This is a genomic window from Larkinella rosea, assembly GCF_003858635.1.
Lineage (GTDB): Bacteria > Bacteroidota > Bacteroidia > Cytophagales > Spirosomataceae > Larkinella > Larkinella rosea.
In genome coordinates, this window is sequence record NZ_RQJO01000007.1 from 2,054,006 (window position 1) to 2,077,479 (window position 23,474).

Sequence of the window (23,474 nt, forward strand, 5' to 3'; positions counted from 1 at the left end):
GCACGGGCGTCCCCGTTCAGTCCGTGTTTGAATCCTATCACTGGAAATTGCTGAGATTTTCAGCAATGCAGCTTAATAATTTTCAAATATAGGGATGCCGGGTCTAAATTACGGACTTTAGTCCGCAGGTACATAAACATTTCCACTGAACCGGCCGTTGCCCAGAAAAACCATCGTATGTCAAAATCCATTTCTGAACCCGTTGTCCTGTTCTGGTACCGCCGGGATTTGCGCCTGCACGACAACGCCGGGCTCTACCACGCGCTTCGCAGCGGCTTTCCGGTTTTGCCCGTTTTTATTTTCGACCAGACCATCCTCGACGCGCTGGATGACAAGCAGGACCGTCGGCTGGAATTTATTCACCACACGATTCTGGAGATGCAGCAGGAGTTTCGGGCAATCGGAACGTCGTTGATTGTGCGCTACGGAAAACCGCTGGAGGTGTACAAAGAGCTACTCAACGAGTTTGATATACAGGCGGTTTACACCAATTATGACTACGAAGTGTACGCCAAAAACCGGGATAAAACCATGGCGGATATGCTGTATGAAAACGGAGCGGAGTTCTATGCTTACAAAGACCAAACGATCTTCGACCGCGACGAGATACTGACCGGCAGCGGCTCACCCTACACGGTTTTTACGCCCTACAGCCGCAACTGGCACAACAAACTGAACGACTTTTACCTCAAATCGTATCCGACCCAAAACTACTTTTCGAACTTTCTGAAAACCGCTGCCCACCCCATTCCGAAGCTGGAAGAACTGGGCTTCAAGCCATTGAACGAGCCGTTTCCGGGAAAAACCGTCCGGTCGGAACTGCTGAATCAGTACAAAGAAACCCGCGATTTCCCGGCGGTCAGAGGAACCAGCGAGTTGAGCATTCACCTCCGGTTCGGCACCGTCAGCATCCGCGAACTGGCCCGCAAAGCCCGGGAACGCAACTTCACGTTTCTGAACGAACTCGTCTGGCGGGATTTTTACTTTCAGGTCCTCGATCATTTTCCCCATGTCGAGACCAGTTCCTTCCGGCCCGCGTACGACCACATTCCGTGGCGCAACAACGAAGATGAATTTCAACGCTGGTGCGAAGGCCGAACCGGTTATCCGATTGTGGATGCGGGCATGCGGCAACTCAACGAAACGGGCTGGATGCACAACCGTGTCCGAATGATTACAGCCAGTTTTTTGTGTAAACACCTGCTGATCGACTGGCGCTGGGGCGAAGCGTATTTCGCTAAAAAACTGCGCGACTACGATCTGTCGGCCAACAACGGCGGCTGGCAGTGGGCCGCCGGTTCGGGCACGGATGCTGCGCCGTACTTCCGGGTTTTCAATCCAACCCTTCAGGCCCAGAAATTCGACCCCAAAGGCGAGTACATCCGGCGGTGGGTGCCGGAGTTCAATTCGCTAGCCTACGTTCAGCCAATGGTCGAACACACGATGGCGCGAAACCGGGCGATAGAAATGTATAAAAAAGGGTTCGCCGATTCGAAATAGGCCCAGAAATAGTATTAATAAAATTGTAACTTGGATGATTACAACTTTATCATACGTTTTGGTGTCTATACGAATACAATCTGCTGCCGCGCATGCGTAATCGATACTTTTATTGCTTTGCTCTTTTATTCCTTAGCCTTCAACAACTTATTGCCCAGCGGGTTACCTTAAGTGGAACGGTCATGCGGGCCGATACGGCGCTGCCCGTCGTGGGTGCAAGTCTATTTGTGGTGGAGTCCGGCGCGGGTACAACTACCGACGAACAGGGGCGGTTTTCGTTTTCACTGCGCCCCGGTTCCTACCACATTCAACTGTCGGCAGTCGGTTTTAAGTCCGAACGACCGTTCATTGTCGTCAACGCCAATCGCACGGCGGTTTTCAAACTGATTTCCCAAACCTTTGAACTGGATGAAGTACAGGTTCGCGATCGGCGCGCGGATCAGAATGTGAAGGATGTTCGGATGAGTCAGATTCAACTGGATGTCCGGCAGCTCAAAAAAATGCCGGTCGTTTTGGGCGAACCGGATATTCTGAAGGCGCTGACGCTTCAGGCCGGGGTTTCGACGGCGGGCGAAGGCGCGGGCGGTTTTAACGTACGCGGGGGCCGCACCGACCAGAATCTGGTGTTGCTCGATGGCGCGCCGATGTACAACACGTCGCACTTGCTCGGTTTTTACACGAACGTCAGTTCGGACGTCGTGCAGGATGTCAACCTGTACAAAGGCAGTTTTTCGTCGCAATATGGTGGGCGGATTTCGTCCCTGCTGCTCGTCAACACCAAAGCGGGCAACAGCGAACGCTGGCGGTTGTCGGGCGGAGTCAGTCCCGTCAGCGGACGGCTGGTGGTCAATGGTCCGATTGCGAAAGGGCTGACGCTGATGGCCGCTGGGCGGGTGGCTTATCCGAACTGGATTCTCAAATCGTTTCCGGAACGGAGCGCGGCCAAACAAAGCCGGGCCTTTTTCTACGACGGAAATCTGAAACTCAACTATTCACCCAACGCCATTAATACGTTTTCGCTGTCGGCGTATCGCAGCGCCGACAGTTTCAAATTTCCCGGCGACACGACCTACGGCTGGCAATCGAACGTGGTATCGGGACGGTGGAGCAGTCTGTTGCGTCGGAATTTACAACTGAATGTCAATGCGTTATACAGCGGTTATCAATACCACGTCGATGGAGAAACCGAAGGATATACGTTTCGGTTGACTTCATACATTCAGCACCGGGAGGTGAAAGCCGATCTGTTTTATACGCTTTTCGAGAAACACAAATTACAAATCGGGGCCAACGGGATTTTGTACAAAATTCAGAAGGGCGATCAGCAGCCAACGGGTGCCAATTCGAGCATCAATCCGAAACAACTGGAACCCGAAAATGCCCGCGAACTGGGCGTATATGGCAATACGGAATGGATTCTGACGCCATCGATCACGTTGCAGGCCGGTCTGCGGTATTCGGCTTACGCGCAGCTTGGACCGCAGACGGTTTATCGCTACGCCGGACAGGTGCCCCGTACGCCCGAAACCGTGGTTGACTCGACGGTTTATGCCGACGGAAAAACCATCCAGACCTACGGCGGTTTTGAACCCCGGCTGGGTTTGCGGATGCAGGTATCGCCGACGATGTCGCTGAAACTAAACTACAGCCGAAACCGCCAATACATTCATTTAATCTCCAACACCACCGCCATTACGCCCTCCGATTTCTGGAAAGTCAGCGACTCGTTCGTTCCCGCGCAGGTAGCCGATCAGATTGCCGTTGGGGTATTTAAAAACCTGAACGACAACGCCGTAGAACTTGCCATCGAAGGCTATTATAAAAGCATCGACAACCTGGTTGAATACCGCAACGGCGCCACGTTGCTCCTGAACGAACGACTCGAAACCGATTTGCTGCGGGCGCACGGCAAGGCGTACGGCGTGGAGTTGAGCCTGGCTAAAAACAAGGGGAAACTGACAGGGCAGTTCAATTATTCATACGCCCGCTCGCTCGTGGCCGTGCAGACGGCGTTTAGTGAGTTACAGGTCAATCAGGGTGCGTATTATCCGTCGAATTTCGATAAACCGCACAACCTGAATATCCAGACCCGGCTGGCGATGCGCTACAACTGGACGTTTACGACCAACTTTGTTTACAGCACCGGCGTTCCGGCCACCTACCCCGACGGCCAGTACGTTTTTGCCAACCAGCCAACGCTGAATTATTCCAAACGCAACGCCGACCGGGTGCAGGATTACCACCGGCTCGATATTGCCTTTTCGAAAGATACGCGCCTGAGCAACCGGCAAACCCGGTACAGCATCTGGACCATCGGCATTTACAATGTCTACGCCCGTAAAAATCCGTATTCGGTGTATTTCAACCGGGCTAATGCGCGATCGGAAGCTTACCGGCTGGCGGTTTTCGGCACTGTCATTCCGTCAGTTACGTATAATTTTAATTTTTGATGAAACAACTTCTTTTATTCTGGATGATCGCTGGTGCCGTGTCGGCCTGCATCGACCGGGTTTCGCTGCCCATCCGCAACGAAGCGCCCCGGCTGGTGGTCGATGGCCTGATTACGAACGAAAAACCGCCGTACAGCGTCCGACTCTCCTATTCCGGTAGTTTTACGTTCGATCAGGACACTCCGCAGGATCAGAAAATTACAAATGCGACGGTTACGCTCAAAGACGATGCGGGACATTCGACGCCCCTGGTGCATAGCATGTTTAATCAGGGCTATTACCAGACAACCGATTCGTCATTCGTTGGCCAACCCGGTCGTTCCTACACCCTGACGGTCCGGCTGGCCGACGGAAAAACCTACGTTTCGGCGCCCGAAAAGATGCCCGCCGTGCCGCCCATCGACAGCGTTTATGCTAAATTTACGGCTACCGAAAGCGTCACCCTTCCCTACCAGTATTACATTTACCTCGACGCAACCGACCCGGCGGCCCAAGCCAATTATTACCGCTGGACGGCCTTCACCTACACCGCCCGCCGTTCGACCGGCATCCCGTGTTGCCTGGGATGTCCGGGGAAATGCTACGACCGGTGCTGGTTGAAGTATTTCAGCCAGGATATCACCATTTTATCGGATAACGGTGTGAACGGAAACCGGTTGCGGCAACGGCAGGTAATGCGGTCGCCCATTTACACACCCGGCCCAACACTGATTGAAGTACAGCAGTTTAGCATGACGCCCGCGGCCTATCAATTCTGGAAGCTTTTTAAAGAGCAACAATCCCGAACCGGCACCATTTTCGATCCGCTACCGGCGTCGGTCATTGGGAACATCGCCAATGCCAGCGACAGCAAAGACCAGGCTTTAGGCTATTTCGGCGCATCGGCGGTGGCTCGAAAGCGGTTTCGGGAACGGGGTGACGAAACCTACGGCACGGCTATTTATGGCTACATTAGTTCGGTTCTGGTGCCGGAAGGCGACTGCCGACAAACCTACGGTTACGCGACTCCCGTGGTTGAGCCGCCCGGCTGGTTGTAGTCAAAGCACTTTCCAGTCAACGAGCCAGCCGCGACCACCCGGTTTTAGCTGGTCGGCTTTCGGGAGCGGAACACCCGCCAAACCGGTTTGCTGATTCAGACAAATGAGGGTCAGCTTGTAAGGAAGTTTGTCTACCGTTGAAACTATTTTGGTCGAACGCAGAAAGAGTTGTCCCGATTGAGTATCGACATCGTCAACGACCGCATAGACAACATCATTTTTACCCAATTTCTGGTCGCCGATCTGTACCTCGGACGTGATCTTGAATTGCCACGTTTGGCCCACCGCCAGTTTACCCGGTTTGACCAGTTCGGCCTGCACATCGCCTTTGAACAAAACCGCATTGGTTGCTTTTAACTGCGACAACGCGCCCAGCAGGCTATCGACGGAAGCGGTTTCAAACCGTAGTTCCATGCTTTCCTTCGGTTCGATGGCCAGCCCGACCGGCTCCGGTTCTTCGGTCGGAATCAGTCCCTTCGCCATCGCTTCGGCCCGCTCCCGTTCGTAGGAATTTCCCGCCGACGCCATGAGGTTGTTCGTCAGGTATTGGCCCGGAAACTGAAAAAACTCCTTGACAGCCACGATTTTATAGAGATAATCGCTCGTCTCCGGATTCATCGACAGAAAATAATAATTCGACTCCTGCTGCTTCTTCATGTGCGACTGCATCCGGCCAATACCGCCATTGTAGGCAGCGGCTACCATCGTCCAGGAGCCGAGGTTCCGATACAGAATCCGCAGGTAGCGACAGGCCGCGTCGGTAGACTTGAGCAAATCTTTGCGCTCGTCTACTTTGTCGGTGAATTTCAGCCCCAGTTCACTGGCGGTTTCCGGCATCAGTTGCCAGTAGCCCATCGCGCCTTTTCGCGAAACCGCATCGGCTTTGAGGCCGCTCTCGACCACCGCCAGATACTTAAAATCATCGGGAATCCGGTATTTTTTCAGGATCGGTTCAATAACCGGAAAGTATTGAGCGATGGCCCGGCGACGGAAATTGATGAGGTGGTTTTGCGACGAAATATTCCGCATCAGCGCCATCGACAGGTTGTGAGCCACGGCCCCGCTCTCCACCGGAACCGGTTCTCCGCAGAAATTGACTCCCGCCGGTTGGGGTGCCGAAACCGTTCGGGCGGGCGCCCGACGCCCGGTTTTGTGGGAATAACGCTGGGCAAAAACCGTAGCCGGAACCAGTATGCCCAGCAGACTTATAAAAGTTATTGTCGTGAAGATTGGTTGATGACGCACGCTCATTCTACCTGGTTGTCAGTGTAAAAACCCCCAATTCCGGGTTTGTGTTCCTACCAGACGTGGTTTTTAGGGAAAGGTCACCTTTCAGATCGTTTTTTGGCTGAGCCCTAAAGATTCCACCAGGCTGATCGACTGGCCGGAACAGCGTATACCGGGTCCGTATGATAAAACTTTCACTTGTTTTGCAACCCTTTTGCTTTAACTAAACTCTACCCCCTTAGTAATCAGTCCAATCCTATCTACAAAACCTTATTTTTCCTATGAACTCGTTTCCCCGAATGGCCCTTTTTTCGGCCACAATCGTCCTTTTGTTCGATTCCTGCGCCCTCGACGATCACCAACCGGTGCCCTCCATCCAGATTCCTGATTGCCCAATCCAAACCTATAGCGTTGTTGAAAAAAGTTCGTTTCGGGAAGGCCAGAATCGGGATGAGCCATTTCAGATCAATGGCCAGGACGTTCTGGTCGGGAAATTACGAAGTTATACGTATCAATTCGATGATCAGAACCGGGTCATTGAATCGCATTACATTCGTCATTTTGCCAGCCCGGTCGACCGAAGGGAGACTTACGAATATGGAACAGACAAAGTAATCCACAAAGTTTACGATTTCGGATCGTCATCTCCGTCGCTGGAGGAAGAAATTCCGCTGAATGCGCAGGGCTTGTGGGCCAAAACCGGTCGGACCTACGACGCAGACGGTTATTTGATTGAAGATACCAGTGAATTTGGAACGACCAATTATACCATTGCCGACGGTAATGTGGTCCGCATCGAATACCGCTCGACGCCGGGTGGCCCGGTTTCCAGTTACCGTACGTACGAATACGACCTGACCAAGCCGAGCCTTCCGAACATCGATGTAACTTTCAGGGGAAAAGCCAGTAAGAATCTGGCGCTTAAGGAGACCAACTATACCTACTCCGGAACGGAACCAACGGTTACTTCAGTTGTCAACTTTAACTATATAGACCAGGGTAATGGTAACATTCGCCGGTATTACGAGTTTACCGAATCGAATGTAAAGTATTATGCGCTACTCGATTATGCCATCACCTGTCAACCTACCCGGTAATTCGGGCAGGCAGCGCGATTCACTCATTTGCTCTTCCTAACAACACTTGCTAATCAACACCTTGGCGCATTTTTTAGGAAGAGCTGATTGATGTACCGGACCGTTTCAGTCGGCAGGTCAAGCGGTTTTTTCTGATCTATTCTTCCAATTGTGCTGTGTGACGCGCCCGGATTCTGTATATTAGGCACGAAAAAACCGCAAGTCGACTGAATAATTTCACAAAAACCTCATGAAAAAAACCGTACTGTTTCTTGGACTGCTTTTCCTGGCCCTGACCGGAGCAAATGCGCAAACGTTTACCTTTCGTGGCATCGACAAATCGCCGATGGACATGGCCTATTACCCCGACGATTACGCCCATGACCGCAAGTTTGCCCCTGCTAAAATCGGCTCGGACAAGGCAATGGTTCGGGTGGTTTACAGTCGGCCCGGGAAAAACGGACGGGAGCTTTTCGGAACGAAACTGGCACCCTACGGCAAGGCTTGGCGGGCGGGTGCGAACGAAGCCCCGGAAATCAAATTTTACCAGGATGTGACCTTTGGCGGCAAAAAAATAAAAGCGGGGAATTACGCCCTGCTGGCCATTCCAACCGAAAAAGAATGGACGATCATCCTCAGCTCCGACCTCGACCAATGGGGCGCCTACAGTTACAACGAAGCCCTCGACGTAGCCCGTGTGACGGTTCCGATACAAAAATCGGACAGCGTTATCGAGAACTTTTCCATCCAGTTTGCCAAGAAGGATGCCAAAACCGCTACCATGTACATGGGCTGGGACACGGTTCTGGTAGCCGTGCCGATTGAGTTTTAATTCCTGTTTCAGTGGACAAACCTGGAGTTTGTCCACTGAAACAGGAATAGAACGATTTACAACCTACAATCTGCCTGTGCCGGTTTTACTGTTTACCTGACTCGATTGGTTTTTATGCTCCAAAAAATACGCGTTAAGATAGCCGGATATGTGTAAAGTAATGAAAAGCAGGAACCACTTTGAAACCGCTCGGGATCGGGTTTATCGGTAAACAAAGAGTTTAATAGCCATTCGTAGTGTAACCAACAACCAACCTACCTATCAACCTGTTCCCCCTTTACCTTTGACCTCCTTGCTAGCTGTCCTGCGGTGGCAGCGAACGGGTTTACTCATCTGGATATCAAATGTATCTTATGCGGTTTTGTGAAACGGCTCACGAAAAGGAATTTAGATCTATTTGCCTGATTTAGTTTCTTACTTATGAAACAATGGTTTATCCTGGATCGCAGCGACTGGCTGCTGCTTCTGGGACAGTACCCCGTTATTCCATTTGTCAATTATTTCATACTGGGTGAGCCTTACCTCGCCGATGTTACCCTATTTCTGTTTGTCACAACTTCTACTTCAGTAACGTACCTGTTGTTTGTCTGGGTAATGGATAGTTGGCGTAAGTACATCCTTTATCGCTTTCCGGCATTGCAACAATCCACCCAACGGATTGGGGCGTCATTGAGTGTATACATAATCCTGACCTGGCTGTTGTGCGGGATCAACTTTGGGTTTTATGAACTGGCGGATTCCCCCGGTTACCAATTTTCAATGGCTAAATTTGGTGGCGTAGGCCTGCTCGGTACGGTGTTCAACGTGCTGTCTGCGAGCATTTTTGAAGCTCTTTATTTTCACAGCCAATGGCGACAGACCCTGGTGCGTGAATACGAACTAAAACAACTGAATATTCAGCAGCAACTCGACGTACTGAAGCAGCAGGTCAACCCGCACTTTCTGTTCAACAGTCTCAACTCACTCATCACACTCATTGGCGAAGACCCCGACCAAGCTGAGGTCTTCGCCGAAGAACTCAGTTCGGTTTACCGCTATGTGCTGCGGACCAATCGCAACGAGGGTATCAGCAGCAGCGGACCCGACTTAACTCAGCACCTAACCGATCTCGACTCGGAACTGCGGTTTATTCAGTCCTACTATCATCTGCTGAAAATGCGTCACGGCTACGGGTTGGATTTGGTGGTAAGCGTCGATGAGCAGTTTGGTCCTTACCGACTGCCTCCGCTTACGTTACAATTGCTGGTCGAGAACGCCGTAAAACACAATATTACGCTCCCCGATCAACCGTTACGCATTCAGATTCGTACGACCGAACGGGGTATGTTACAGATTCTCAACAACATCCAGCGTAAATACGTGCGGGTATCAAGTAATGGCGTAGGGCTGAGTAATATTCTGGCGAAGTATGCGATGCTAGGACAGCCCGCCCCTATTATCGAGGAAGTCAATAGTGCGTTTATCGTCACGCTTCCACTCATTAAAGCAACCTGAGGGAAGGCAAAGAGAAATAGGCCTTGCATTAAAAATGCCGCTTCCAAGATCAGAAGCGGCATTTGGTGGAGACGCAGGGAGTCGAACCCTGGTCCAGACAAGGAAACCGTCGTGCTTTCTACATGTTTAGCTGCGATTGGGATTGTCGGGAATCGGTCAGGCTCGCATCAGGCCAAACCTCATCCGTAGGTGCTTGTGTCTTACCCGGCCGTTAACACCATAAACCGGGCCAGCACTGCGAGTCGATGCCTCCTGATCCAGCCAGCAGTACGTAGGCCGGGGAGACAATGGCTATTGGTTAATCCTCCGGATTAAGCAGCCATGGCGTAGTTATATTCGCCAGTTATTGTTTGAAGGTTTGTTATACAGGAAATGCCCTCAACTCCCGACATGCTTACACGCAGCCTCATCAAGCTGTCAATTCCGGTCGTCCCCAGAAACGTGTGTAGGTTTTAACGCAAAGCTACGGAAATTAGTTTTCCTTTCCCGCATTGATTTTTTCCGACGCCATCAAACTGTTCAGCCAGACCGCATACAGACCGGTTTCAATGGCCACCGCCCGCTCCGCATGCCCCTGCCAGTCACCAAAAAAGGTTTCCATCTGCCGCAGCATTTCGGCCAGATGCCCTTCTTCTTCCACAATAATCGACCGGACGTTTACTTTGCTCCCCGCTTCGGTCAGCACGTCCTGATACACCGGATACAACTCGTCGGCCCGCACCTCGATGGCGTAGGTCACCAGCAGATAAGCCGCGTATCTCAGCTCCGTCCCCGACAGGCCCAGGGCGGTTTTCAGGTACCGGCACACCTGCACGTCGAGCCGGTTCAGATAGGCATGGCTGTCGGTGGGGGCCAGTAGAAAGTCCGGTTCGTAAGTCGGACAGTCGGTTTTGGCAAGTTTCTGAATTTGTTTTTTAAGGTAATAAGCGTGCCGGGCTTCTTCGGCCGCGTGTTTCAGCATCAGTAAATCGACGGTGGTTTTGGGTTCGGCCGCCGAAATCTTGCGGGCGCCGGTATTTTCCATCATCGAGAGCGTATTGAGCCAGCGGGCGTGCAACGAATCGTTGGCCACTATATTCGTTAACAGGTGTGTAAATTCCATTTAAAAACGTGAATAAGTACTCCGCAAAGATACGGCATTGAGGTGGGTAGCGGAACGGTTTTTTTTGTACTTTTGAAGCTTTGGAAAACCCTATTTGAAATCCAAATCGTTATAAGGGGATTTTTCCAGACAACAGCGTTTTTTAACTAACCTTTATGTATTCTTACAATCCCCAATCCTCGTTTCGCTTTCGGGCGTTTCGCTCCTGGATGCTGGTGTGTTGCCTGACGGTTTCGGCCTTGTGGTCGGTGGCCCAGACGCCCCAGAAACGATTATTAGTTTTCTCCAAAACCAAAGGTTTCCGGCACGCGTCGATTCCCGTCGGCAAGTTGGCCATCCTGAAACTAGGTAAAGAGAACGGTTTTGCGGTCGATACCACCGAAAACGCGGGCCAATTCACCGAAGCCAATCTGAAACGCTACAATGCCGTTGTTTTCCTGAGCACCACGGGCGATGTCCTCGACGATCAGCAACAGGCCGCTTTCGAACGCTACATTCAGGCCGGTGGCGGCTACGTTGGAATTCACGCAGCGGCCGACACCGAATACGACTGGCCTTGGTACGGTAAACTGGTGGGCGGGTATTTCATGAGCCACCCCGGCAATCCGAACGTCCAGGAGGGCGAAGCATATGTTGTCAGTAAAGACAACGTGTCGATGTTCGGATTCCCCGATCGCTGGAAGATCAAGGACGAGTTCTACGACTTTAAAAACGTCAATCCTGACATAAAAGTCCTCGTCAAAATCGACGAAAAAACGTATAAAGAAGGCAAAATGGGTGACAACCACCCCATGTCGTGGTTCCACGAATACGACGGCGGCAAGGTGTTCTACACCAACTTTGGTCACCCCGACGAAACCTATGCCAACCCGGTTTACCTCAAACATTTACTCGGTGGGATTCAGTATGCGGTTTCCGAAAAACTGGATTATTCCAAAGCCAAGACAATGCCGTTCCCGGAAGAAAACCGCTTCGACAAGGAAATACTGGCCGAAAAGCTGGACGAGCCGACCGAACTGGTGGTGCTCGATAATGGAAAAGTGTTGTTCACCGAACGTAAAGGCGCACTGAAAGTATACGACCCGAAGTCGAAAGTCACCAAAGTTGTCGCCAATCTGCCGGTGTATACGAAGCAGGAATACGGTTTGATGGGGATGAACATCGACCCGAAATTCAAAGACAATCAGTGGTTGTATCTGTATTATTCGCCAACCGCCGAGAAGTGGAAAGCCGACACCGCCCAGCACCTGTCGCGGTTTAAGTTCGATGCCGAGAAAAATGAGCTGAAAATGGAAAGCGAGCAGGTGATCCTGCGGGTTCCGGTTAAGCGCGATGACAAATGCTGCCACACCGGCGGTTCGGTGGCCTGGGACAAGTCGGGAAATCTCTACCTGTCAACGGGTGATGACACCAACCCCTTCGAGTCGCGCGGTTTTAGTCCATCCGACGACCGGCCCGGCCGTGAAGGTTTCAATGCGCTGACGACATCCAGCAATACAATGGATTTACGCGGCAAAATCCTGCGCATCAAACCGCTCGACGATGGCACGTACGCCATTCCCGAAGGCAATCTGTTTCCGAAAGGAACCCCAAATACCCGCCCGGAAATCTACGTGATGGGAAATCGGAATCCGTATCGGATTTCGGTCGATCAGCGCACCGGTTTTCTGTACTGGGGCGAAGTTGGTCCGGATGCCGCCAACAACATCGAAAAATACGGTCCGCGCGGTCACGACGAAATCAATCAGGCTCGCAAAGCCGGTTATTACGGCTGGCCGCTGTTCGTGGCCGATAACCGGCCGTACCGCCATTACAATTTCGCCGACAGCACCTCCGGCCCGGCTTTCGACCCGGCCAAACCGATCAATCCGTCGAAACTGATCAAAGGTATCAGTGAGTTACCGCCGGCGCAAAAAGCGTTTATCTATTATCCGTACGCCGATTCGCCGGAATTTGGCCCAATTGTCAGCAAAGGCGGCCGGAACGCGATGGGTGGACCGGTTTATTATTACGACGATTATCCGGAAACCGCCGTGAAATTCCCGCGCCACTACGATGGAAAATTCTTTGCTTACGACTGGATTCGCGACTGGATTCACCCGGTGACGATGACCAAAGAAGGTGATTTCGTGAAAATGGAAACCTTCATGCCGAATACGAAATTCAGCCATCCGATCGACATGCAATTCCACAAAGACGGTTCTTTGTATGTGCTCGAATACGGCCAGAACTGGTTCGCCCAGAACGACGACGCGCGCCTGTCGCACATTACCTACAACGCCGGAAACCGCAAACCGCTGGTCGTGGCCAGCGCCAGCAAAACCGTTGGAGCGGCTCCCCTGGCCGTGAAATTCGATGCCAAAGGCTCGCTGGATTACGACGGTGATGCGATCAAATACGAGTGGACGTTCGGCCCGGGTTTACCCAAAAGCACCCAGGCCGCTCCGGCGTTCACTTACGCCAAACCGGGTGTATATTACCCGACGCTGAAAGTTACCGATGCCGCCGGAAATGTATCGACGAAGAAACTGGAAGTTCGGGTTGGTAACGAAGTTCCGAAGGTGGAAGTCGCCGTGAAGGGCAATCAGACGTTTTTCTTCGATAACAAACCGGTCGAATACGAGGTAAAAGTCGCGGATAAAGAAGATGGTAGTTTGACGGCGGGTAAAATCAGCCCCGAAGACATTACGATGACCATAAACTACCTGGAAGGTTTCGACAAAACGTTGCTGGCGCAGGGTCATCAGGCCAATGTCGGTTTTGCCACCGGAAAACGCCTGATCGAACTCAGCGACTGCAAAGCCTGCCACAGCATCGACAAAAAATCGATTGGCCCGGCCTATCAGGACGTAGCGAAGAAATACGCGAAAGAACGCCGGACTGAGATTGTCAACAAACTGGCCACCAAGGTCATCGAAGGCGGTGGCGGAGTCTGGGGCGAACAAGCCATGAGCGCCCACCCGCAGTTGAAAGTCGATGAGGTCAAGGAAATGGTGAGCTACATCATGTCGCTGGGCGATAAGCAGCAAGTCGATAAAAAACCGCTGAAGGGCACCTACACCGCTCAACCGAAGGAAAAGGACGGTTCGTATCTGTTCTCGGCCAGCTACACCGACAAAGGCGGTTCGGTGATCGGGCCGCTGACGGGAACGTCGACGGTGGCGTTGCGCAGTGCCAAAATGAAAGCCGCTTCGTACGATGGTGGAAAGGATGTTACGAAATACAAACTACCCTCCGGAAATGAGATCGTATTCGGTGCTAAATCAGGCGGTTATATCTTCTTTGACGGCATCGACCTCACGGCCATCCAAAGTTTGACTGTTATGGGTTCTGCATCCAAGCAATACATGGCGGGAGGTACGCTCGAAATTCGGCTCGACTCCCCCACCGGAACCGTAGTCGGCACCGGGGAGGTGAATAGCAACGCCATGGAAGCCGTCAGCATTGCCTTTAAAACTCCGGTAACCGGTCAGCACAAGCTGTATTTCGTGTATGTCAATCCAGCTGCCGGGTCAAAGCCGTTGTTTGCGCTGGATAGCATTCAGTTTAACGCCGGAACGATGTAAGTCGAAATAAAAAAAGAAAGTGTTTCGCGGAGTTGAGCGGAGAAAAAAAGAGTTTAACAGCGCTTTCCTGCGTTACTCCTTTTCTCTCCGCTCAACTCCGCGAAACACTTTTTTATGCGCTATTCCTTCCTTTCGTTGTCTGATTATTCTTTTCAGTCCCAAAAACCGGGCGTAGTAACTTTGTACACTACAATTGCACAATCTTCCTTATAACAAGATTTAAGTGTAACTACTTACTATTCGCTGGTAAGTAGTTACTATGCAATAGTAACTTAATAAACTCCTTCGGAATAGAATAATAGTACAATCACCGTCTGACAATTGGGGTATATTCGAAAAATCATGACACTATTTTTCAATTCTGCCAGGGATTCGGCAAACCAGACTAAGGAGAAGTTGGTGAAGACTGAAAAATCCGGGAGGCAAAACTAAGTATTTACTACCAAAAAACCATTTAAACTTCAACGCGCTACCATCAGGCGTTTGGTGAACGTTCCGGTAGCGGTTTCGACTCGAAGCAGGTATTGCCCGACCGGCAAATTACCGACGTTGAACTGGACTGAAATAGATGTCGGGCGCGATGTTCTTACAGGCAAAACCCGCCCCTGCATGTCGGAAATCTGCATCAGCTTGATTCCCTGGGCCAGCCAGTCCGATTCCAGCACCACCTCGCTCGACGCCGGGTTGGGATACAATCGGGCGTCGGAAAGCAGCGGTTCGACCGCCGTAACGGTTTGCCGGAAAACCGGAGCAACCGGAAAATCCCTGAATAACGTGGTGGTTTCGGCACCGGCGTCGGCCCCAAACCAGTCGGTCAGGATGGCGGCATACACCTGCCGGAAATCCGTTTGCATCTTCAGGTTGTTGGCATCCAGATCGCTCAGGTTTGGATTTTTGCCCACCATCGTGGTTTTGACGGCATTCCCAAAAACAAACATCGGTGCCGATGTTCCGTGGTCGGTCCCCAGACTGCCGTTGGATTTGGCCCGCCGTCCAAATTCCGAAAACGTCATACCCACCACCCGATCGGCGACGTTCAATTGGGTCAGATCGTTTTGAAACGCCAGAACCGCATCGGAAAGTGTTTTGAGTAAATTCGCATGCGTGCCTGTCGTCGTATCACTGGCTACAACCTGGTTGGCGTGGTTGTCAAAACCGCCCAGTGTCAGATAATACACCTTCGTCTGCAAACCGCCACTGATCAGTCGGGCAATGATCTTGAGCTGATCGCCCAGGGCGTTTTTGTCGGGATAGGTCACCAGATTCTTCCCTTTCCCCGCTGCGGTTTTGATTTGGGCCGCGTAACTGACCGAACTGGCCTGCTGCTTCCGAATGTAGTCGATCTGCTGACCGGCGTACCCCGGAAGTGTCGACAACGGATCTTTGGGCGTATCCCCCACCAGCCGGGCAAAGGTGTCGGGATTTTCGAGCACAACAGCCATCGAGGTAGTCGGGCCCAACAAGGTCGTTGCGGTTACGTAACCAATTTGAATTGCCGGAGGATCGGGCAACTGATCGGTCGGGTATTTCTCCGGAAATCCCGGAAACCGGTTGTCGAGATAACGACCGGTCCAGCCCGAAGCCGAGGTTTTGTCCGAATCGACGCCCGTCATCCAGATGTCACTCGCCCGAAAATGGGAAAAATTGGGCGTTGGGTACGAAACGCCCTGCACAATGCTCAGTTTGCCGTCGTTAAAAAGTTGCTGCATTCCCGCCATGGCCGGATGCAGACCGGTTTCGGCGTAGTATTTCAGTTTCAGCGCTTTGGCTTCGGGAATGGCAATATTCCCCCGAAAACCGGCCGACGTATACACGCTCATCTGGTCGAGCGGAATAACCATGTTCAGGCCGTCGTTGCCCCCCTGCAATTGAATGATAACCAGCACCCGGTCACTCTGCCCGGCGAGACTGATCAACGATTGCACCAACGACGATGGCCGCGCAAATGCTTTGGCGCCATACCCGTCGATCAGAACCGGCAGCAGCGACGATGCTGCGCGTTGTAAAAAATGACGACGCTTCATAGGGTTGAGTGATTGTGCAAATGAGTAATTGAGTGAAAAGCTGACGCGAAACATGCGCTAAACCGCTCATCCACTAACCCATTCAATTAATAAATCTGATACTCGGCCATTCGGAAAATGTATTGCAGAAAAGCGGTCAGTTTGATCTGGACGGCCTGTTTTTTGGCTGCATCGTTCGGCGATTTTACGTAATCATTCCACTCGCCGGTCCATTCATAGCGCGGAATCGAATTGAGCAGAACCGTATCCGTCAAAAAGTCTTTTTGCGCCTGCGTAAGCGAAACAGCCAGTAACTGCCCCGTCAGATCGTTCACCAATTTGGCCGGGTCAGTCGGATCGGACAGCGTTTTGACGTACGCCAACACATCGATCACCGGTTTCCCGTTCAATTTTAAGGCATTGGTGGTCAGCGCATCGCCGAACGAACCACGAAGGCCCAGCGTCGTTGAGTTAATCCACTGTTGGTAAAAACCGGTCTGGTAAAAAGCGGTCCACCCGAAAACCGTTGGCGGATTCAGCAAATCCTGCTGCTGTTCCCTGACCCGGGCATACATGTAATTTCCGACCTGGTAAAAAGCCGGTAAACTCTGGGGCGAATCCGGCGCCAGAACTCCCCAGAATCGCAGCGTGCCGACCACCAGATCCACCGGCGATTTAATGATCGCTCCCCGCAACGCTTCATCAAAGAAATGCTGACTTTGAAAAAGAGCCGATAAAACCGGTTTCAGCTCAAAGTTATTTTTTCGGAAAAGCTCCGCGAGCGGCTGAATAAAATTGGCTTCAACCTCCGCCGGAATTTCCGAATTAACAAACCACCGGTAGAGTTTGCGGCAGATGTACCGGGGCGTTTCCACCTGGCGAAGAATCATGTCGATCAGCTCATTCAGTTCATCCAGCCCGGCGTTGTTGCCCGTGCGGCCTTTAATCACGGTATTCTGATACGCAGCCGAGAATTTTTTATCCGTTGTGTCGTGCCGGTTTGCCCGAAACGTGCTGCCAATGGCCGCGTTGTTCACGTCGCGATAACCGGTGTCGGCCCAGCCCGTCAGTACTTTCGCGGCCGCTTTTACATCGTCTTCCGTATAACCGCCGTTGCGCCCGATGGTGAAAAGTTCCTGCAATTCGCGGGCGTAGTTTTCGTTGGCAGTCCCCACTACGTTCTGGTTGCCATTCAAAAACCGCAACATGGACGGATCCTGGGTAATGGCGATCGTAAATGCTTTGAAATTGCCCAGCGCGTGTTGCCTCAGCAAGCTGTTGTAACGGTACGTGAAGCGGTAATCGTTGACGGTCGAATCATTGGTTACAAAATGGTTCGACCAGAACAGGGTCATCTTTTCGAGCAGCGATATGGGCTGGTTCAGCATCAGGTTCGCCCACCAGTTTTTTATGTAAACCTTTAATTTCCCCGTATTAACCGAATCGAATGGCAGGTCATGGAAGGCTTTGCCGGTTTCCAGCGCTAGTGGTGGCGTTGGCGTTGGTTGATCAGCCAGCAACGTCGTAACAACTTGGGCCACTGTCTGACCGGTCAGCGATTTAATCTGGCTGGCAGTTGACCCAAACGTCGTTCGTCGGAGCAGGTGGCCTACCTGCTCGGCCGTCAGCGGTTTTGAGTACGCATCGAGTAAGGCCACGTAAGGACAGAGTTAGTTTGTGTAACTGACTGACCATAAAAGGTAGCATAAGGTTTAATCAATTGCCAGTAATTAATTGGTTTTTAATCGCTTCCGGCCAATTCCGCTGGTCTGCCGGGGATGAGTGGGTGGTTAAAAAAAAGCCCGGCCATTGCTGGTCAGGCTGTGTTGTGCAGAGTAAATCAGAAAGTATCGTCACAAGTTTACCAATAAATCAGTGAAAACAAAAACCGGTTCATAAAGTTCGGCTTTTCAGCTATTCAGCTCGTTTCCAAATCATTGGATGTCCACTTCTGAAAGGTAACCATTCAGGCACTAGCTATTTACCCAAAACCGCCAGCTATCAATCGGAACTGGCAAGTTACCTCCGACGGATTGTACTTTTATTCCGTAATCGAACCAGCCGCCGGTCGGTATCGGGCGCACGTTCAACGAATCCAGATTCCGATGAAATCCACTTCATCATTCAAACTATGAACGCATTACTATTTCGGCTTTGTCTGCTGGCAACGGCCTGCTTTTTATGGGGATGTGACCCCGACGATAACATCCTGGTAGTGAGTGTATACAAAGGGCATACGCTCCAGCTAGTCGACCACATGAGCGCTCGAAGCATCGGCCAGTACAATCATCAGGCGGTTTTACGGTTTGACGGAAAAACCGTCAGCGATTACAACGTCGGATTTCCGCTGCTGCCCGAACAACATCCGGATTGGGTCATTCGGAACTACGATCTCGAAATGTCCAGTCCCGATCAGACGCCCTGGACGGTTTATATGTCACCTAAAACGTTCAGCCGCGCCGAATTCGACCAGATGATTGCCTGTTTTGAAGCCAAATGGAGTGATTTTGATACCACCCTGACCAACTTCCGCACCCCAAGTTACGGCAAGCCCGGACGCATCGAGCGAATCGTGTACGGTGAAGCCCCCCGTGAACTGGTGTTTCATCCCAAAAAGCTCCGCTATCAAACCGTTTATGGGCGCAAAGGCGAACCCGAAGAAACGTTTACCATCAAACCCGACGGAACCTGGTATTTTCAGATTGCCAGCAATGGCGATGGCAGTCGTTTCGTTGCCAATGCCGCCAACGGCATGCTGATGGCGAACAATGGGCAGTTGATCATCGAAAAACCGCTGGTCGTCGACAGCCCGATGTTGAGCGTCCGACCCGAAATGGCCGGTTTATCCGATTCGGATTACTTCCAATCCTTTGCCGACTCGACCGGAAAACCGCTGTTGAGCGTGATGAAATACCCGTATTAAGGACGTTTAAACCAATGAACAATGAATGGCTTGCTACTCTCTTTTACTCCTGGCATCCTTCATTGTTCATTCACTTACAACGTCAGTCGCTGCCCTTCTTTGAGCAAAACCGCCTGCAGTTTGGCGTAGGGCACCTGCTGAACCGAAGTCTTGTTTTCAATCGCCAGCACGGCCGCTGTGGCCGCCGATTGGCCCAGAATCATGAAAACCGGTTCCATCCGAATTGAGCCGTAGGCGATATGCGAACTCGACACGCAAACCGGCACGAGCAGGTTTTTGCACTGGTTTTCTTTGGGAACAATGGCGCCGTACGCAATGGAATATGGTTTGTCGGGATGTACGCCGATGTCGCCTTCGTTCTGCACAAAACCGTCTTTCTTCACAAACCGCTGCGCATTGTGGGCATCCAACGCGTACGACCCCATCCCGACCGGATTCGGTACGACGGTTTTGCCCAACGCGTCGGCTTCCTTCATGACGAATTCGCCAATCATGCGTCGGGCTTCGCGGATGTACAACTGGTGCGGCCAACCGCCATTGTCTTTGAACTCATCCTTCGGCAAGCCCCACTGCTGCATCGCTTCGTGAACATCGGCCGGAATTTTCGGGTCGTTCTGCAAATAATACATCAGGCCTTTCTGGTACAGCTCGTGGTCGCGAATGATCGCTTTCCGGCGCTCGTAAGTCGCATTGGGGTAATCGTAGTTTTTGCCCAGGTAATCGGTGCTGAATGGGCCGTGGTTGTTGGTATCGGTTTTGCGGTTCGGAATCGGGTCGTATTTGTCGAAGGTTTCGCGCCAGCCGATGGCAAACACGCGAGCCAGCAGCTCGTACCGGGCCGGATTATAGCCCGCCGGTTTCGGGAACGGCACCCGGTTTTCGGGGTGATTGCTGAGGCACATCCGGAAACAGTACGCCTGAATTTTGTTATCGCCCGTGCCATTGACACCCGGGACTTCCGCCGACACTTCGGGCAGCAAACCGCTTTTCGGATCACCCGCAATTTTATATGGGCTGACGTCCTTGCTGAAGTAGTGCCGGTGCTGAAAAACGCCCACCTGAAGGCCATTGTGGGTCTCGTTATACACGCTGTTGGCTTCCCGACCCACGTGGTATTTGACACCCGCAGCCGCCATCAGATCGCCTTCATAGGTCGCGTCGATGAACATGCTGCCTTCGTAAACCGTGCCGCTCAGCGTTTTAATCGACTTGATTACGCCGTTCTGTTTCTGAATGCCTTTGGCCGATCGGTCGAGCCATTCATTGCGGTAGATCGTCAGCTTGTTTTCCTTCACAAAATCCTCAAAAACCTGCTCGGCTGCGTGCGGTTCAAAAATCCACATCGTCCGGTTGGTACCATCGAGCGCGGGCGTTCCCTGGCCTTTGTTGCCGTATTCGCTCCGTTTTTGCCACATCCATGAAGCATCTTTCTGGTAATGCTCATAAAGCCGGTGGTAGAACTCGCGCGAAAGGCCACCGATGACTTCCTTGTTGCCCGTATCGGTGAACCCCAAACCGCCCGACGACAAACCGCCCAGGTGTTTATCGGGTGATACGACAATCACCGACTTGCCCATCTTCGTGACCTGAACAGCCGCCGTGACCGCAGCCGCCGTTCCGCCGTAAATGATGACATCAGCTTTACGCGTTGTCGTTGGTTTAAGTTTGGCCGTGCGGTAGCCCGGCAGTAAAATCAACGCGCTAAGGAGGACGATAGAAGCCGACCATTTCGCGGTCAGCTTGCTCAGCACGATTAAAAGCTGGGAGTTGGAAGTAGTCATAGAAAAATCTAAAAAACGACCTTCAGGCCGTAACGAGTTTTTGAAGGTATGCGGGATAATTTCTGCCCTGATCGTCGCCGTGGGTAATGCTGTCGCCGAAACAGACGATGCGGTTTTTAACCAATTGCCGCTGACTCAGAAACGTATAAACCGCCACCGCCATCGTCCGGTATCCTTCGGGCGTGGGGTGGATGCCGTCGGTTTTGTTGCTGTTGGCTTCGTTTTTCAACAAGCTGCTTGCCTCCAGGCCGATGTTACCCACGGTTTCAAAAATATGGTGCATATCCAGCAAAGGCGAATGCGTATCCGCAGCTACTTTCCGAATGACGTCATTCATCGCATTTTTTCGGGCGGTATGGCCTTCGGGCTGATAAAACGACGGGTCGTGGCGGGTCATCAGGTAGGGTTCATACACCGGCAGAATCGTCATCAGCATAACCTGGCTATTCACCGCCATCAGTTTCGAGCAAATGCTCCGCAGATTCCGCTCGTAGTCGGGCAGGTGAACGTGCTTTTTACTGTTTACGTCATTCGTACCCACCATTAGAATGGTCAGTTCGGGCCGCAACGCCAGGCAATCCTTCTCAATGCGGGCCAGTAAATCCACCGTATTGTTGCCTCCAACCCCGGCGTTGGTAACCATCGGATTCAGAGCAGCGGTTTTCGGCTGACGATTTTCTACGAGTTGCCAGTTGAGAAGTGGTGTAACGGCAATAGTGCTTTGCAAAAACGTTCGACGATGCATTTTTAAAATTGAAAGCTGACTGCGGTTTCCTATTTATGATTCTCAAACTAAACCAGGATTTTAAATAACAAGCATTTTCAGTCCCGTAGGGACACAATGTTTGTAGTAAAAAGGTGGCAAATGTTTCCCGCGTGCCTTTAGGTACGCAATTTTGACCTGTCAGATTGCGTACACGCCAGAATGCGAAAATCCAGCTATTTCTACAAATATTACGTCCCTAAGGGACTATACTCACGGCCTAATTGCCGATTGCTCTAAAGATCAATACCCCGGATTCTGGTCCAGTTTCGGGTTCACATCCCGTTCCGTTTGGGGAATGGGAAACAGGTAATGGTGTTCGGCGACGGGGATGGTCGGGTTCTGGGCTTTCATCGCACTGATCAGCCGTTTGGTGCGCACCAGATCATACCACCGATGCCCTTCGAAAGCCAGTTCCAACCGCCGTTCCAGCAGCAGACTATCGCGAAACTGGGCCTGACTGAGGTTCGCCGTCAGGTTCGGCAAACCCGCCCGGTTGCGGATTCGGTTGATCGTCGCGTAGGCGTCAGCGCTGTTGGCAGCCTGTTCGTTCAACGCTTCCGCGTACATCAGCAACACGTCGGGATACCGGATAATCGGGTAATTATTCCCGCCGTCACTCGTACCGGTCGAGGTGGGATCGAGGTATTTGTAAACGTAACAAGGGAACAGCACACTGGCCGGTGCGGCAGGCGTGGTGGTAGTCGAATAGAGCCTCAGCGTTACATTCCGGCGTTTGTCGTCCGGGCGGTAGGCTTTGTACAGGTTTTCAGTCGCGGGATCATCGCCAAATCCGGACACGCCGTTGACGCGGTCGAAGTTCGGACGCATATAGCCCTGCATCAGGCTTCCTTCGCCAAAACCGCCACTCAGCGCCTGCATTTCAAAAACCGCTTCCTTGCCGTTTTTATTGGCGATCAGAAACGCGTCGGCAAAATTGGCCCACAAATCGTATTGCCCCAGATCGATCACTTCCTTCGCCTTGGCCGCTGCTTTTGGCCAGTCCTGCCGGGTCAGGTATACTTTGGCCAGATACGCTTTGGCCGCGCCCTTCGTCGCCCGGCCCCGGTCGGCCGCCGAATACGTCACCGGTAGAGCGGTTTCGGCATCCGTGAAATCCTGAATGATCAGTTTATAAACGTCGTCGACGGAAGCCCGGGCGACGGCCAAATCATTCAGTGAAGTCGTTTCCGTCGTAATAAGTGGAACCCCACCGAAATACCGTACCAGCGTGAAATAATAAAACCCGCGCATGAATTTCGCTTCGGCCACGTACCGGGCTTTCAGGTCATTGTCCATCGTAATACCAGGAACCCGATTAATAACGGTATTGGCCCGGTTGATAGCGGCATACACCGTTGACCAAATCGCCTGAAAGGTGTTGGTTGCGGGGGTAAACGTGTACTTGTCGAGGTCGTTTTTGGGTTGATTGGCGGTCGAGCGGCCATTCCCCCATTCGGCGTCGTCGGTGGCCTGATCCTGCAAAATCCACATCACCTGACCGTATAAATTCTGGCTGTTCAGCGGATCATAAACCGCACTGACAGCCGCTTTGGCATCGTCGGCATTTTTGTAAAAATTGGCCGGTGTAAAACTCGATTCAGGCTTCTGGTCCAGCACTTCGCAGGACGACAGGAGGCAGAGGAGGAAGAGGTATCTTTTCATGATCTAAGTCGTTAGAAATGAATAATTAACAATTAACAATGAATGGAAAACCGAG

15 protein-coding genes and 1 other RNA gene are annotated in these 23,474 nt (G+C 52.0%); 8 read left to right on the plus strand and 8 right to left on the minus strand.

Annotation, left to right across the window (positions count from 1 at the left end; all coding sequences use genetic code 11):
- Positions 1-177 precede the first annotated feature (177 nt).
- The 3 genes from EHT25_RS08475 to EHT25_RS08485 all read left to right on the plus strand — a co-directional run bounded on the left by EHT25_RS08475 (position 178) and on the right by EHT25_RS08485 (position 4,987).
- Positions 178-1,500, plus strand: a complete 1,323-nt coding sequence (locus EHT25_RS08475) for a cryptochrome/photolyase family protein (RefSeq protein WP_229311470.1) — start codon at positions 178-180, stop codon at positions 1,498-1,500.
- Between the two features lie 92 nt (positions 1,501-1,592).
- A complete protein-coding gene (locus EHT25_RS08480; RefSeq protein WP_124873232.1) occupies positions 1,593-3,950 on the plus strand; it encodes a TonB-dependent receptor in 2,358 nt (785 codons plus the stop codon).
- Positions 3,950-4,987, plus strand: a complete 1,038-nt coding sequence (locus tag EHT25_RS08485) for a DUF4249 domain-containing protein (protein WP_229311471.1) — start codon at positions 3,950-3,952, stop codon at positions 4,985-4,987. Before EHT25_RS08480 ends, EHT25_RS08485 begins: the two co-directional genes overlap by 1 nt.
- On the opposite strand, the gene EHT25_RS08490 is transcribed toward EHT25_RS08485, so the two are convergent.
- On the minus strand, positions 4,988-6,238 hold the full coding sequence (locus tag EHT25_RS08490; protein ID WP_124873237.1) for a lytic transglycosylase domain-containing protein: 1,251 nt from the start codon (positions 6,236-6,238) through the stop codon (positions 4,988-4,990).
- Positions 6,239-6,495: 257 nt separating this feature from the next.
- Here EHT25_RS08490 and EHT25_RS08495 point away from each other — a divergent pair, with 257 nt between their 5' ends.
- From EHT25_RS08495 to EHT25_RS08505, 3 genes are all read left to right on the plus strand, one after another.
- Positions 6,496-7,311 (plus strand): hypothetical protein, encoded by an 816-nt coding sequence (locus EHT25_RS08495; protein WP_124873240.1) that lies wholly within the window; start codon positions 6,496-6,498, stop codon positions 7,309-7,311.
- A gap of 229 nt (positions 7,312-7,540) precedes the next feature.
- The gene (locus EHT25_RS08500; protein WP_124873242.1) at positions 7,541-8,122 is read left to right on the plus strand and encodes a DUF2911 domain-containing protein; all 582 of its coding nucleotides are present in this window, start codon (positions 7,541-7,543) and stop codon (positions 8,120-8,122) included.
- Between the two features lie 420 nt (positions 8,123-8,542).
- Complete coding sequence (locus EHT25_RS08505) at positions 8,543-9,616, plus strand: sensor histidine kinase (protein WP_124873244.1); 1,074 nt, start codon at positions 8,543-8,545, stop codon at positions 9,614-9,616.
- Positions 9,617-9,679: 63 nt separating this feature from the next.
- Here EHT25_RS08505 and ssrA read toward each other — a convergent pair.
- Positions 9,680-10,051: a transfer-messenger RNA gene (ssrA, locus tag EHT25_RS08510) on the minus strand.
- Positions 10,052-10,088: 37 nt separating this feature from the next.
- The gene (locus tag EHT25_RS08515) at positions 10,089-10,718 is read right to left on the minus strand and encodes a hypothetical protein (RefSeq protein ID WP_124873246.1); all 630 of its coding nucleotides are present in this window, start codon (positions 10,716-10,718) and stop codon (positions 10,089-10,091) included.
- 209 nt (positions 10,719-10,927) lie between these two features.
- Here EHT25_RS08515 and EHT25_RS08520 point away from each other — a divergent pair, with 209 nt between their 5' ends.
- Complete coding sequence (locus EHT25_RS08520) at positions 10,928-14,284, plus strand: ThuA domain-containing protein (RefSeq protein WP_229311480.1); 3,357 nt, start codon at positions 10,928-10,930, stop codon at positions 14,282-14,284.
- A 461-nt stretch (positions 14,285-14,745) separates the two neighbouring features.
- Here the strand turns inward: EHT25_RS08520 and EHT25_RS08525 are convergent, their stop codons facing one another.
- Together EHT25_RS08525 and EHT25_RS08530 are read right to left on the minus strand one after the other, a co-directional pair.
- On the minus strand, positions 14,746-16,308 hold the full coding sequence (locus EHT25_RS08525; RefSeq protein ID WP_124873250.1) for a DUF1501 domain-containing protein: 1,563 nt from the start codon (positions 16,306-16,308) through the stop codon (positions 14,746-14,748).
- A gap of 86 nt (positions 16,309-16,394) precedes the next feature.
- Positions 16,395-17,945 carry a DUF1800 domain-containing protein gene (locus EHT25_RS08530; protein ID WP_124873252.1) on the minus strand — a complete coding sequence of 517 codons (1,551 nt, stop codon included), beginning with the start codon at positions 17,943-17,945 and terminating at the stop codon, positions 16,395-16,397.
- A gap of 473 nt (positions 17,946-18,418) precedes the next feature.
- On the opposite strand from EHT25_RS08530, the gene EHT25_RS08535 reads away from it, so the two are divergent.
- On the plus strand, positions 18,419-19,210 hold the full coding sequence (locus tag EHT25_RS08535) for a hypothetical protein (RefSeq protein WP_124873254.1): 792 nt from the start codon (positions 18,419-18,421) through the stop codon (positions 19,208-19,210).
- A gap of 74 nt (positions 19,211-19,284) precedes the next feature.
- Here EHT25_RS08535 and EHT25_RS08540 read toward each other — a convergent pair whose 3' ends face one another.
- The 3 genes from EHT25_RS08540 to EHT25_RS08550 form a co-directional block, all read right to left on the minus strand.
- Positions 19,285-20,991 (minus strand): FAD-dependent oxidoreductase, encoded by a 1,707-nt coding sequence (locus EHT25_RS08540; RefSeq protein ID WP_124873257.1) that lies wholly within the window; start codon positions 20,989-20,991, stop codon positions 19,285-19,287.
- Positions 20,992-21,013: 22 nt separating this feature from the next.
- Positions 21,014-21,736 (minus strand): SGNH/GDSL hydrolase family protein, encoded by a 723-nt coding sequence (locus EHT25_RS08545; protein ID WP_124873259.1) that lies wholly within the window; start codon positions 21,734-21,736, stop codon positions 21,014-21,016.
- A 261-nt stretch (positions 21,737-21,997) separates the two neighbouring features.
- Positions 21,998-23,419: a RagB/SusD family nutrient uptake outer membrane protein gene (locus tag EHT25_RS08550; protein ID WP_124873261.1), complete on the minus strand. Its 1,422-nt coding sequence runs from the start codon at positions 23,417-23,419 to the stop codon at positions 21,998-22,000.
- Positions 23,420-23,474: the final 55 nt, after the last annotated feature.